The sequence below is a fragment of the Mesorhizobium sp. WSM4833 genome (genome assembly GCF_055811095.1).
On sequence record NZ_JBVVQG010000018.1, the window covers coordinates 36,872 to 50,615 of the forward strand.

The 13,744-nt window shown below is 60.3% G+C and carries 11 protein-coding genes and 1 pseudogene; 8 read left to right on the forward strand and 4 right to left on the reverse strand.

The window, feature by feature from the left end; translation table 11 throughout:
* Positions 1-109: 109 nt before the first annotated feature.
* The 4 genes and pseudogenes from AC0L2D_RS27395 to AC0L2D_RS27410 form a co-directional block, all read right to left on the reverse strand.
* Positions 110-679 carry a nuclear transport factor 2 family protein gene (locus tag AC0L2D_RS27395; protein WP_473543373.1) on the reverse strand — a complete coding sequence of 190 codons (570 nt, stop codon included), beginning with the start codon at positions 677-679 and terminating at the stop codon, positions 110-112.
* Positions 680-805: 126 nt separating this feature from the next.
* Positions 806-988: pseudogene (locus tag AC0L2D_RS27400) on the reverse strand (ferredoxin); the annotation flags it as partial.
* 31 nt (positions 989-1,019) lie between these two features.
* Positions 1,020-2,237 (reverse strand): cytochrome P450, encoded by a 1,218-nt coding sequence (locus AC0L2D_RS27405; RefSeq protein ID WP_473543329.1) that lies wholly within the window; start codon positions 2,235-2,237, stop codon positions 1,020-1,022.
* Positions 2,238-3,560: 1,323 nt separating this feature from the next.
* A complete protein-coding gene (locus tag AC0L2D_RS27410) occupies positions 3,561-4,622 on the reverse strand; it encodes a hemin-degrading factor (RefSeq protein ID WP_473543330.1) in 1,062 nt (353 codons plus the stop codon).
* A gap of 321 nt (positions 4,623-4,943) precedes the next feature.
* On the opposite strand from AC0L2D_RS27410, the gene AC0L2D_RS27415 reads away from it, so the two are divergent.
* The 8 genes from AC0L2D_RS27415 (at position 4,944) to nifA (ending at position 13,293) form a co-directional block, all read left to right on the forward strand.
* Positions 4,944-5,264 (forward strand): iron-sulfur cluster assembly accessory protein, encoded by a 321-nt coding sequence (locus tag AC0L2D_RS27415; protein WP_063173574.1) that lies wholly within the window; start codon positions 4,944-4,946, stop codon positions 5,262-5,264.
* Positions 5,265-5,434: 170 nt separating this feature from the next.
* Positions 5,435-6,655 (forward strand): cysteine desulfurase NifS, encoded by a 1,221-nt coding sequence (gene nifS / locus AC0L2D_RS27420; protein ID WP_473543332.1) that lies wholly within the window; start codon positions 5,435-5,437, stop codon positions 6,653-6,655.
* A 563-nt stretch (positions 6,656-7,218) separates the two neighbouring features.
* Positions 7,219-7,596 (forward strand): nitrogenase stabilizing/protective protein NifW, encoded by a 378-nt coding sequence (gene nifW, locus AC0L2D_RS27425; RefSeq protein WP_027162776.1) that lies wholly within the window; start codon positions 7,219-7,221, stop codon positions 7,594-7,596.
* A 168-nt stretch (positions 7,597-7,764) separates the two neighbouring features.
* Entirely contained in the window at positions 7,765-8,613 is an 849-nt protein-coding gene (locus tag AC0L2D_RS27430) for an electron transfer flavoprotein subunit beta/FixA family protein (protein WP_473543375.1), read from the forward strand.
* An 18-nt stretch (positions 8,614-8,631) separates the two neighbouring features.
* Complete coding sequence (locus AC0L2D_RS27435) at positions 8,632-9,741, forward strand: electron transfer flavoprotein subunit alpha/FixB family protein (RefSeq protein ID WP_027162778.1); 1,110 nt, start codon at positions 8,632-8,634, stop codon at positions 9,739-9,741.
* Positions 9,742-9,752: 11 nt separating this feature from the next.
* Positions 9,753-11,060, forward strand: a complete 1,308-nt coding sequence (locus tag AC0L2D_RS27440; protein ID WP_027162779.1) for an FAD-binding protein — start codon at positions 9,753-9,755, stop codon at positions 11,058-11,060.
* 12 nt (positions 11,061-11,072) lie between these two features.
* A complete protein-coding gene (locus AC0L2D_RS27445) occupies positions 11,073-11,372 on the forward strand; it encodes a ferredoxin family protein (RefSeq protein WP_027162780.1) in 300 nt (99 codons plus the stop codon).
* 166 nt (positions 11,373-11,538) lie between these two features.
* Entirely contained in the window at positions 11,539-13,293 is a 1,755-nt protein-coding gene (gene nifA / locus AC0L2D_RS27450) for a nif-specific transcriptional activator NifA (protein ID WP_027162781.1), read from the forward strand.
* The last annotated feature ends 451 nt before the right edge of the window (positions 13,294-13,744 follow it).

Here is a 13,744-nt window from a genome sequence, read left to right on the forward strand (position 1 = left end):
GCCACCGGCGTCCTCGGTGCGCTCACGGTTTCAGACCAGAGCGTTGTCGCTCTCACGCCGGGGTTCCTGCCGGCCATTCCCTTCAGGTGTCGCGGTGACGTTGGAAGTGTCACAGTCCGTAGTCATACTGGTGCGGTTCCGAAGTTGTGAACGCATTGTCGTGAGAAGCAGTGGAACGCTTGCCCAGCGCATAGACCGGATCGTTCGGATACGGTGCTCCAATCGGCTGTCGCGTGCCGAAGCGTTCTGCCTCCAGAACCAAGGTTGGGATCTGCTCCTCCAGCCAGTCATAGACAACGGTCCGTTCGGCGATCCGCCACTCCCCTTCCCGCTTTTGAAACAGATCGCAGTAGCGCCCGCATAGAAACATCTGACGCATTTCTCCGTCTTTGTCCGGTCCGCGTTGCAGCGCGTTGAAATAGCTCTCGACCGTAGCCTCCGCCGCGTTGATGAATTCGATCAGGATGTTCGTGATCTGATGGATGTTGCGCGGTCCGGTCTTGAAGACATCGAGCGCATACCGAATGAAGCCCTCGGCCGAGCCGCGATACGCCCCGTGGCTGTCCTCCGCGTCGGGCCAGTACGCGCTGCGCAGCACCGCCTCATCGGCGCGGTCTGTCCCGCGGCAATACCGATAGAGGCAGTCACGGATCGCCTCGCGGTCGAGCAATTCGACGATTTTTGCCTGGCCTGTCTGGTCTGTCGCAAATTCGGCGGTCCCGACTTGTTCCGGGACTTCTGGCTTCGGTTCGAGGGTGGCTTCCGAAACGATTCGCACAGCGGGTGGATCGTCGATTTCCAGCGCAAGTTCGGGGCAGGATCGCACCCCATCCGACGCAAGCACTTGCTCCCCGTCCGCAACCTCGATGTCGCCGGGGAGGATGTAACCCGCCTCATCCAACTTGAAGACTGCCGGCGCTCGCGCCGCGCATTGCGCATGCCCCTGACATCTGGCTTGGTGAACGGTGATGCGCAAGGCGACCTCCAACGTCTGTGCCCCGGCTCAGGCCGGGCTAGGTTTAGCCCCACTCCAGGATCAGATTTTCAATCCCGAACAGTTGGCCGCCATGGGTGATGGGTGCTGTTCCCTCCTTGATCCGAAAGGACGGCAGGCGCGCCAGCCACTCCTCCAGGCCAATGACAATTTCCCGCCGGGCAAGATGTGAGCCAAGGCAACGGTGGGGACCATAGCCAAATGCGGCGTGGCGGATGCCTTCTCGCGTCAGATCGATCGTGTTGGGGTCTTCGAATTCCGCCGGGTCACGATTTGCAATCATCGTGGCGCAGGAAACGAAGTCCCCCTTGCGGATCGGCGCGCCTTCGAAGTCGATATCTTTTCGTGCGACGCGGATCAAATGAACGGTCGGAAAGGCGCGCAGCAGTTCTTCGGCTGCGCGCACGATCCGGTCCGGTTCTTTTCGCAGCAATTCCTGATCTTCCAAGTTTCGCGCTAGATAGGCCAAGTCAAAGCCTATGGCTGTAGCGACCGTGTCGAGCCCCGCCACCAAAACGAGCACGCCAATGCCACGGACCTCCTGGTCTGTCAGTCCGCGGCCCTCGACCTGCGCCTGCACAATGAAGCTCATGAAATCGTCGACGGGCTTTTTGCGGCGCATCGCCGCCAGTTCGTCTATGAACGCCACAATCGTCCGAGCTGCCGCCGGCCGTCTCACATCATCGCCGTGGAGCAGATCTTTCGCCCAGGCAACAAACGTCTCAAGACGGTGCTCCGGCAGTCCGATGAAGCGAAGGAAGATGCTGACCGCGAAAGGAAAGGCGAAATCCTTCAGGACATCGCAGCTTGTGCCCAACGAGGCGATCCTCGTGATAAGTGCTATCGCTCGCTCACGGATGGCGGGCTCCAGTTCCGTTACGCGCTTGGGCGAAAAGAGCGGATTGAGCAACGAGCGAAAGACTGCATGGGAAGGGGGATCGAGTTCGAGCGGGATCGTCGGCCAGTCTTCGCCCAGCGCGGATGCGAAGACGTTGCGATGACTGGAAAAGTTTTCGGTTTCCTGCAGCACCCGGCGCTGATCTGCGGCGCGAGTGATGACCCAGGCACCCTCCCCCGTACGCGTGTTCCAGGGGGAATAAAAGATTCGCGGTCCGGCATGCACGCAAGCGACTGCTGCGTGCGGGTCGCCGTTGGGCGCCGGAGACATGCCTGGCGACGAAAAGAGGCTGAAGTCGCGCACCATCTCCGGCGGGACATGATCTGGAACCGGGTTGGTCGCCATTTGGTTCTCCTGCGTTCAGGTGTTTATGCGCTCGACCGAGATCGCAGCCGTTCGTCACTGCTGAGCTCCGCAACGCACGGCCGACATCGCCTCCGATGACAAAATCGAGCAAGTTGCGTGCCGAGCAAGCGCACTATTGGCGCGCGCTCATTTCTGCGTTGTAGCGGTTGTATGAGGCTACCCTTTTGGCAGGGCCCAGACATTCTTGTCCGTTCCAGACACGACAGGATAGTACATGACGATAGAACGGGGCGGCTCGTGGTCCGAGGCCAAGTATCGAACGAGGTCGCCTGCCACTCCAGACGCAGTTGGGCGGCAGAATAGCCGCTCGCCGCGCGCCCTCCACAAGCGCTGTAGCGAGCGAGCGGCTTTGCGTCGTCATCGACACTTGCTCGATAAACCCGGGTTGCTGAGACATTCCGAGGGAGCTCGAGGACGGACGACATCATGGCCTGCGCGCCCCTGGAAGAAGCCTCCCTATCCGATCACTTACGCGAGACGATTGCTTTGCCGTCGAGCGGCTGGACAGGCCGTAGATCAGGGCCGTGATCAACCGAGCTTATGACATGAGGCCTACGTCGGAGGGCGCCTATGCCCTCAAGGCGCCCGCAAATGGCTCAACCTGGGATCGGCAGCCACACTGGTCTGCGTCGGGATCACATCGGCCCGGCGACGGCGGTCGTCTAGCATCTGCTGGTAGCCGGAGGAACGTGCAATGCCGAGCCCACGATGCCCACTCCTCGACCGCCCTGGTCGTGCCGCCAACCCGGCCGTTGTTGCTGTGCTGCTGTTCGTGGCAACAATCTACCCGCGCTGCGGATAGCGCCGAACACGATGCGATAACGTTCTTTGGTTGGGTCTGCCTTGGCCCGCATTCAAATTTGCATTCGGACGCTAGTTTTTCGAGTTCGGGATCCTACTGCTGAGAGAAAAATCGAGGACGCCTTTGTGGAGGCCGTCCTCTGGAAATTTAACGCAGCCGCCAATCGACTTCACATGAACCAATGCCTCCCGCCCGCAGCCGTAAATGGCGGCACCCCGGACAATTGACTGACAAACACCCGTCTGAAGCCAGCGGACGCGGCCTGCCAGCTTTATCGCGGGGTGCCGGTTGACTCACCGCAACGGCAGCTATGGCGGCGATCCTCGCCAAGGGCGGAAGCGCTCTGGGGAATGGAGCCTTCGGTCGATGCGATCCGCGGCGGGCCGCGAATGGCAATTATGCCCTGGTTGGCCTCCGCGGACACAGCGATGGTAAGCAAAGTCTAAAGGAGCGGCCCGCACACCGCTCGAGAACGGAAATCAATATGCATCGGTGTTGTCTCAAGCAGCGGTTGAACGGGGAATGCGCGGCAGGTTTTCGGCCAGTGACCGCCAGTCATCGCGCTCGGATTCGCCTTCCTCGCGCATCCCGAAGAACTGGATGATCATCTTGCCGTCGGCGCCATAAGCTTCAAGTGATGTGAGGTGGCCGTCCCTGGTCGGCTTGCGGACAGCCCAAACCTCGCGGATGTGGTGGGTCTTGAGATGCAGGCGGAAGGTCTTGTCGAGCACATTGATCCAAGGTCCGATCTGCTTGATCGTCTTGATTGGGCCGGAATGGATCTGGATGCAGCCACGATTGCCGACGAAGCACAGGATTGGCATCTCGTCTTCGGCCGCACGATGGAACATCGAGCCAAGCGCAGCATGGTCGAGCAGCCAGGCGTAGTCCTCGCCGACCATGCGTACCGCCTGGCGGCGGCTGAGGTTGAGCGCCTTCAGCATGCCGTAGAACTGGTGCACGTCGGTCAGCTGACTCCAGTGCTCGCGTAGGTCATCGACCCTAGCGGCTTGGTCCGGATTCTTTGCGTCCTTTTCGGCCGACCTCGTCTCAACCGAGATGATCGGTTCCTGGTTGGAGGATTGGAGCTCGTCTATCAGTTTTCGATAGGCATGGAGGTTTGAGGACGGTCTCAGATATACCTTGTGCACTGCCTCGCCTGCCGCGTCGAAGAACAGCAACCCGCGGCGGATGTCCTCGGCTTCGCGTGTCTCCACGGCAAAGCCATGCGTCCACACCTTGGGGAAGATGCGCAAATCAATGTCATTGCCGAGCACCATGGCGCGATGGTTGCCGGTGAACACCTTGTCGTAGACGCCTATCTTCTCATGCATGGCACTGTCATTGCGGGTCAGCGCCATCACCTCGCCGACGGCCTCGAGGCCGGTAAGCACATTATTGACGCGCGGCTCGATGCGCAGCGCGCCAAAACCGCAATGTGCCGCGTAGAGCTCAGCTTCCGAAATGCCCAATTTGGCGGCGAGATCGCGGCCGCGGATGGTGGGACAGTCTTCACGTGCGCGCCGGATTGCCTCCGGCGAAAGTTCCTCGCGCTGGTGCATGTCTTAACCCCTGCGTTGCGCATACTGTCGGTGTTGGGAGCCTTAGTCCTCGCCAAGAGGAGCCTCAAAAGGCGTACCAATTCCCGAAACCATCCCGGAAACCTCGCTTGCATGCAGTTCGAGGAGGAACCGGGGTCCATGCAGGTGTGGCGGAACCGACAAATCCGACAATACGCGTCGATGCTCGACGTATACGCGGCAGTTCCGAAAGGGGAATCCTGGGCGTGTTGGGGATGTAGCGCTGTTCGAAAAGGGCTTTTCCAGTTGGCACACTCCATGCGCGGTAATCCGCAATTCGTCCGCATCAAGGAGAAGCGAGCCATGATCACGCTCACCGACAAGGCCGTTGCCGCCGTCAAGACCGCTCTGTCCGCCGCTAGCGAGCCCGCAGACGGCTTTCGCATCATGGTTGAGGCCGGCGGCTGCTCCGGCTTCAAATACTCATTGGGCCTGGAGAGCGTCCCGCGCGAGGGCGACGCCATTGTCGAGACAGATGGGATCAAATTGTTTGTGGACGCCGACTCGCAACCGCATGTCGCCGGCATGGCCGTCGACTTCATCACGGGTCTCGAATCCTCCGGCTTTGTTTTCGACAATCCTAACGCGCGACAAAAGTGCTCCTGCGGCAAGTCATTCGGCTGATCGTCGAAGAAGGAGAGAGGGCGCCTTCGGTGAGCTTGGCGGTGGCCCTGGTCCCGGGCCTGCGTTCAATCTGTGGAGACTTGCGCAGACTCTGGATCGCACTCTCAACGGCGCAGGCTCGATGCGACCAGGCCGCGCTTGACGGCATTCCGCTCGATTGGAGACCACCGATGACAGTTGTCTATCTCGACAACAACGCAACGACCCGGGTCGATCCCGCGGTCGTTGAAGCCATGTTGCCGTTCCTTGCCGATCAATTCGGCAACCCTTCGTCTGCGCACCGTTTTGGCGCCTTTGCCGGCGCTGCATTGGCAAAGGCGCGGCGTCAGTTGCAGGCGCTGATCGGCGCGGAGTTCGACGATGAGATCACCTTCACCTCGGGTGGTACGGAAAGCGACAATACGGCCATTCTTTCGGCGCTCGAGGCATTGCCTGACCGAACAGAGATCGTGACGTCCGCTGTCGAACATCCGGCTGTGCTGACCCTGTGCGCTCATCTTGAGCAGACGGGCCGCGCCAAGGTGCACAGGATCCCGGTGGACCGCCACGGCCAGCTGAATGTCGACGCTTATCGGGCTGCGCTCACCTCAGACGTGGCGGTCGTCTCGATCATGTGGGCCAACAACGAAACTGGCACGATCTTCCCCGTCGCCAAGCTCGCCGAATTGGCCAAGGAAGTCGGCGCCATTTTCCACACTGATGCCGTGCAGGCCGTCGGCAAGCTCCCGATCGACCTGAAATCAACCTCGATCGACATGCTGTCGCTCTCCAGCCATAAATTTCATGGGCCAAAAGGGATAGGCGCACTTTTCGTCAAGCGCGGCGTGCCGTTCCATTCCCTGATCAAGGGGGGTCACCAAGAAGGCGATCGCCGCGCCGGCACCGAAAACACGCCCGGCATAGTCGGGATCGGCATGGCCGCCGAACTTGCCTTGAAATTCATGGATGACGAGACCACGCGGCTAAAGTGGCTCCGCGACCGGCTCGAGAAAGGGCTTCTCCAGCGTGTCCCAAACAGCTTCGTCAATGGCGATCCCCTGGAGCGTTTGCCGAACACCGCGAACATCGCCTTCGAGCATATTGAGGGCGGCCATGGAATCCTGCATCTCCTAGACCGCGAGGGTGTCGTCTGTTCCTCGGGATCCGCCTGCACATCGGGCCGTTCGGAGCCAAGCCATGTGCTGAGGGCAATGAAAATACCACATGGGGCGGTCCGCTTCTCTTTCGCGCGTGACAACGGACAAGAAGACGTGGACCGGGTTCTCGAGGTCTTGCCTTCGGTCGTGGAGACGCTGCGCCACGCCCACAGTTCCGGGTCGAATGGACGCAGCGCCGAGGATCTCCAATGCGTTCCAAATCTCAGCGGAAGAAGGACTGGCGTCCATTCGTGAGCAGCCAGGTCTTCTTGAGGAGGCCACCCTGCGCGAGGTCGAGCAGGCTCCCGGCGTTGCCTCGAGAGCGGAAAGCTTGCGACCGCCTGCTTGCGGCAGCCAGCTTGCCTGGGATCGAGATCGGCACACGGTCACGGGGACCGACGAAATCGACGCAATCTGCGCCGTGGTCGTACGGAGGGTCTCGATGCGCTCACGACATGGTGCCGGATGACCTCACAGGACCTCCATGCGTCAGCCGAGAGCGGCGTTTGCGCCTCAATTTGTCTTCCATCGGATGTGCAGCTGCCACCAAGCGGGCTCAGGGAAGGAGCGCTACAGCTCATCGAGCAGATGGTCGGGCGCGCGGCCGCCACGGCTCTCAAGGCGCGCAATCCGGCTTGTCACTGGTGCTCGCGCCAGACCTCGGTCGGGCCGAACGCCAGGCACCGGATAGACAGTCGAGTCGACGAGGCGATTGCCAGCGCATTCGTCATCAAACTGCGGATGCGGGGCTTTCTTCGGGGCTTCATGTCCAATGTGCGACGAACGACCAAACCACCGTTCCGACAAGGGAGAATGCAATGAATTGTTCCGCTGACAGCAGGCCCATCGACGTCACCAACATCCTCGAGCGCCTGAAAGGCCTGTCATCCGCCGAGGAGTTCTTTGCTGCTCTTGGCGTCACGTATGATCCGACGGTGCTCGATGTCTCACGGCTGCATATTCTCAAGCGTGTGGGCCAATACCTTGTCGAGGAAGATTTCTCCGGTCTGCCCGATCAGGTGATTGCAGCGCGCGTGCGCGCGATGCTGCAACGCGCCTACGAGGAGTTCGCGATTTCCTCCCCGCTCACGCACCGAGTTTTCAAGGTGCTCAAAGACCATGATCCGGACAAACCTCACACGCCCGGCCGCACATTCGTTCCGTTCGACACGGTCCTGAAGCGGTTCGGCGAATAAGCCACATAGTTGCGACGCGACAATGTCGACAAGCCGACAATTCGGACGTCGAAACCGGGGGCTTCAGCGCAATTACACGGCACGGGCGCCCGCAAAACGCCTGGCACGAATGATGCAAACAAAGAACGCGCACCGCCAGCGCGCATCGGGATAACGCAGAGAACGCCAATGCATATCGTCGTCAGCATCAAGCAGGTGCCGGACTCGGCACAGATACGGGTGCACCCGGTGACGAACACCATCATGCGCCAGGGTGTGCCGACCATCATCAACCCTTACGATTTGTTCGCCCTGGAAGAAGCACTCAGGCTGCGCGACGCTTATGGCGGGGAAGTCACCGTGCTCACCATGGGTCCACCTATGGCGGAGGACTCCCTGCGCAAGGCGCTCGGCTACGGCGCCGATCGCGCGGTGCTTTTGACCGACCGCTATTTTGCCGGTTCCGACACGCTGGCCACCTCCTTTGCTCTTTCCCAGGCAATCGCGAAGATCGGCGAGACGTTCGGCACGCCGGACGTGGTCTTCACGGGCAAACAGACGATCGACGGCGACACCGCCCAAGTCGGGCCCGGCATCGCCAAGCGTCTTGATCTGCTTCAACTCACCTATGTCGCGAAAATCGCCTCCATTGATCTCGCCGCAGGCGAGATCACGGTCGAGCGCCGCTGCGAAGGCGGCACCCAGAAGCTGAAGAGCAGGCTGCCATGCCTCATCACCATGCTGGAAGGCACAAACGAGATGCGCCGGGGCTCGATCGAAGACGCGCTTTGCGCCGCCCGCAGCCAGATTGTGAAATGGAGCGCGGCCGACGCCGGCATTGAAGATCTCACCAAATGCGGCTTGCGTGGCTCGCCGACGGTCGTCAAACGCGTTTTTGCCCCTAGTGCCCGGTCGGAAAAGGCCACGCAAATTGAGACCGCGGAGAAGACGCTGCGCGATGTCGCCGACGAGCTGATCGGTGCAATCTTCACCCGCCATCCGGCGCTGGAACCGGAACTCGCCTTCGAGGGCGTGTGACGGCAAGGAGCAGATCATATGTCGAGCACGAACTCAGACGCCCCTCGGCAGCCCCCCGGCCGTGCCGGGATGAAGAAAGAGCTTCCTGAGCGTTTCAGGGACTATCGGCACGTCTGGGTTTTCATCGAGCTCGAACGCGGCCAGGTCCACCCGGTATCCTTTGAGCTGCTAGGCGAGGGCCGCAAGCTGGCGGACAAACTTGGCGTCCAGCTCGCGGGTGCTGTGCTCGGGCCCCTTGGAGATGCCACCCAGAACGCCGTCGCCGAGGCCTTCGCCTATGGCGCCGATCTCGTCTACCTCGTAGAGGCGCCGCTGCTCGCCGACTATCGCAATGAGCCTTTCACCAAAGCAATGACGGATCTGGTTGATACTTACAAACCCGAGATCCTGCTTCTGGGCGCAACCACGCTCGGCAGGGATCTTGCCGGATCCGTCGCAACCACCCTGCTGACCGGGCTGACGGCCGACTGCACCGAACTCGACGTGGATGCTGACGGTTCACTCGCCGCGACCCGCCCTACTTTTGGCGGTTCATTGCTATGCACGATCTACACGCTCAACTACAGGCCGCAAATGGCGACGGTGCGACCGAGAGTCATGCCCATGCCGCAGCGGGCCGACAGAGCGATCGGGCGTGTCATCCCGCACAAGCTGTCGCTCGCCGAGGATCAAATCGTCACCAAGGTGCTGGGCTTCCTTCCGGATAGCCAATCGGGCATCGCCAATCTCGCCTATGCGGATGTGGTGGTTGCGGGAGGGCTTGGTCTCGGCGGAGCGGAGAACCTGCAGCTTGTGAAGAGTCTCGCGCGCGTGATCGGCGCCGAATACGGCTGTTCGCGGCCGCTCGTCCAAAAGGGCTGGATGTCGGTCGATCGGCAGATCGGCCAAACAGGCAAGACAATCCGGCCAAAGCTTTACATAGCGGCCGGCATTTCCGGCGCCATCCAGCACCGCGTTGGAGTTGAGGGAGCCGATCTTATCGTGGCCATCAACACCGACCCGAACGCGCCGATTTTCGATTTCGCTCACCTCGGGATCGTCACCGACGCGGTGCGCTTCCTACCGGCTTTGACCGAAGCCTTCACCCGGCGGCTGTCACCGCACAGTCGCGACAAGCTTGCGAGCTAAGGCAGATGCAGATGATCAAGGAAGAGTTCGACGCCATTGTCATCGGCGCCGGAATGTCCGGGAACGCAGCTGCCTATACTTTGGCAAGCGACGGCTTGAATGTGCTCCAGTTGGAGCGAGGTGAATATCCGGGTTCTAAGAATGTCCAGGGCGCCATCATGTATGCGAACATGTTGGAGAGGATCATTCCGGATTTCCGCGATGATGCACCTCTCGAGCGGCATCTGGTTGAACAGCGGTTATGGGTTATGGATGACACCTCCCACACCGGGATTCACTATCGATCGGACGACTTCAACGAGGTAAAGCCCAATCGCTATACGATCATCCGGGCCCAGTTCGATAAATGGTTTTCGCGCAGGGTGCGGGAGGCCGGCGCGACGGTTTTGTGCGAGACCACGGTGACGGACCTCGTGCGTGATACTAAGGGCAAGGTGATCGGCGTCCGCACCGATCGGGCTGGCGGAGTGATTTACGCGGACGTCGTTGTTCTTGCAGAAGGTGTCTGCGGGCTGCTTGGCACACGGGGCGGCCTGCGCAAGATGCTGAAGCCGCAATCCGTTGCGCTGGCAGTCAAGGAAATGCATTTCCTGCCCGAAGAGGTCATTGAGCAGCGGTTCGGCGTGAAAGGAGGTGAAGGCTGTGTCGTTGAGGCAGTCGGCACGATTTCCCACGGCATGGCCGGGCTCGGGTTCCTCTACACCAACAAGGAATCGATCTCACTGGGCATCGGCTGCCTCGTCTCGGATTTCGCCGCGAAGGTGGAGAGCCCATATGCCCTCCTCGACGAATTCAAAAACCATCCTTCGGTCCGGCCGCTGATTGCCGGTTCAGAGGTGAAAGAATATGCGGCGCACCTCATTCCCGAAGGTGGGTACAAAGCTATTCCGCAGCTCTTTGGCGACGGCTGGGTGGTTGTCGGTGATGCCGCGCAATTGAACAACGCCGTTCACCGCGAGGGCTCCAACCTCGCCATGACCTCGGGCCGGATCGCGGCGGAGGCTATCATCCAGGTTAAGAGACGCAACGATCCTATGAACAAGCGCAACCTCGCCCTTTACAAGGCAATGCTGGACAAATCGTTCGTGATCAAAGACCTGCGGAAATACAAAGACATGCCGGCTTTGCTCCACACGAACGCCTCCAATTTCTTCACGACCTACCCATGGTTGATGTCGCAAGCCGCGCAGAATTTCATGCGTGTCGACGGCACGCCAAAGATCGAGAAGGAAAAGGCGACCACGGCAGCCTTCATCAAGGCGCGCTCGCGCTGGGGGCTGATCAGCGACGCGGTTCGCTTGGCGATGGCGTGGCGGTGAGGCACTGACGACATGACCAACCCCGTGACGAAGTTACGTGTCGAAGACAAGCTTTACCAGAACCGTTATTTGGTGGACCCCGGCCGTCCGCATATCAAGGTGCGACCGCACGAGCAACCGAGCGCAAGTCTGCTCGCACTGACCCACGTGTGTCCCGCAAAATGCTATGAGCTGAACGACAAAGGTCAGGTCGAAATAACCGCCGATGGCTGCATGGAGTGTGGCACCTGCCGCGTTTTATGCGAGGCCAGCGGCGAGATCGTATGGAACTATCCGCGTGGTGGCTTCGGCGTCCTCTTCAAGTTCGGATGATTGGCCTTGGCACCCCCTTTCAGTGGTGTGCAGCCGTGCACACCCAAGTAACGACAAAGCGCAATCGCCGGCACCATCTCGCCCCAAGTGCGGAGGGGTGAACGTCCTGAACTGATGAACAGGCGCTTGGGAGGAGCACCCCTGACCACAACCGCTGAGGTCTTCCATGGCTCACATGTCCCCGGATCGGGTCAACGAAGCAGGACGACGCGATCCCCTCCGCAAACCCGCCAGTGAGGGGATGTTCGAAGCAGATGACTTGCTCAGGGGAATCTACGAGGTCTCGAAGGCGCTGACGGCCCCCGCCCGGCTGGAGGTTACGCTGGCCAACGTCGTGAACACGCTCCCGTCATTTGTGCAAATGCGTCACGGAGCAATCTTCGTCCTAGATTCAGAAGGTGAGCCGGAGATCGCCGCGAGTGCCGGCAGCGCCCCATCAGGCAATCGCCCCGTCATGCCAAAGGCCGCAATAAATCAGATCGTCGCAACGGGCACGCGGCTCGTGATCTCGGACCTCAGCACGTCCGAGTTGTTTCAGAGCGGCCTTCAAACACATTCTGGCTTCAATTCCCTCCCGATGGCCTTTATCGGCGTCCCGGTTAAGGCGGAGGACACGATCCTTGGGACGTTGTCGATCGTAAGAGACAGCGCAAACGGGTCCCGCTACGATGAGGACATCTGTTTCCTGACGATGGTCGCCAACCTCGTCGGCCGCACCATTCGCCTCCATCGGGGCCTGATTGCCGATCGTGAACGGCGCGTCGCTGAGCACTGGCCTGCGGAGACTTCGTCTAATGAGGACCGGACCGTCCCCGTCGCGCATGCGCCCGTCAAGATAGACGGGATCATCGGAGAGAGCCCGGCACTCACGCAGGTGCTCAAAACGGTCTCCATTGTAGCAAGGACGAATTCCACCGTGCTTCTGAGGGGCGAGAGCGGCACCGGCAAAGAGTTTTTCGCGCAAGCCATACATAGGCTCTCGCGCCGGCGGATGAAGTCTTTCGTCAAGTTGAACTGCGCCGCACTGTCGGAAAGCGTTCTGGAGTCGGAGCTGTTCGGACATGAAAAAGGTGCCTTCACAGGGGCAATTTCCCAGCGCGCCGGCCGTTTTGAACTGGCAAACGGGGGAACGCTGCTACTTGATGAAATCGGCGAGATTTCGCCTGCCTTCCAAGCCAAGCTGTTACGCGTCTTGCAGGAAGGCGAATTGGAGCGTGTCGGCGGTAGCAAGACGCTACAGGTCGACGTGCGACTTATATGCGCCACCAACAGGGATCTCGAGTCGGCTGTCGTACACGGGGATTTCAGGGCCGACCTTTATTATCGCATCAATGTGGTGCCAATCATCCTGCCTCCGCTCAGAGAGCGACCGGGGGATATACCTCGGCTTGCGAACGCCTTCCTCGAGCGGTTCAACAAGGAGAACAATCTCGACCTCGCCTTCGCGCCGCCAGCGCTCGAGTTTATCTCGCAATGCTACTTCCCTGGTAACGTCCGCGAATTGGAGAACTGCGTACAAAGGACGGCCACGCTGGCGCGTTCAAGGACAATCGCTCCATCGGATTTTGCCTGCAACAATAACCAATGCCTGTCTTGGCTCCTTTGGAAAAGAGCTGATCATTCGCACAACGGCAATACCGGCAACCAGCGCTTTCGAAGCAATATGATGCCCGGCGGATTGCCGATGCCGGGCGGGCGTTTCGGCGCCCCGCAGGACAACGTGCGACTCCATACTGCCGACCATGCAAAGGATCCCGCTCTCCCCGCAATAGGCCCGCGCCTTACGGAACGCGACAGGCTGATCGATGCGATGGAGAAAGTCGGCTGGGTTCAGGCCAAGGCCGCTCGTGTCCTCGGCGTCACGCCGCGACAGGTCGGATACGCTTTGCGCCGACACGGCATCGAGGTGAAGAAATTTTAGCATTCTCATGACGTGGAGAACGCGAACTGTGTTGGAGCCCAGGCCGAAGTTGCGCGATCGTGTGATGCTGTCACACCCCCTTCATCACCTGCCCTTTCCGGCATCTTGCCGATCGCAGAAAGGAGTGACCCACCCTCCTGAATCGGAACCCTGCAGACCCAGTCGAGCAGTGGCAACTTCACCACGGACGAATGCGCCTGGCCCAGGGCCGGCTGAGCGGTCGGCGCGTGATCACTCTCGGCGCAATTCCGACCGGTCTTGCGACAAGGATGTTGTCTTTCTTGAGCTGATTGTCCGGCCACAGTCGTTTTCCTCACCTTCTAAGCGTGCCCCTGTAAGAAGTCCGACAAAGTTATGTCGGAGCAACTCCATGATATCAGACGCGCAAACCCAGTTGGTGAGCTAGCGCCACGTTTTGAGTTGGCATTGCTCTTGCGCTTCGAACGGCGAC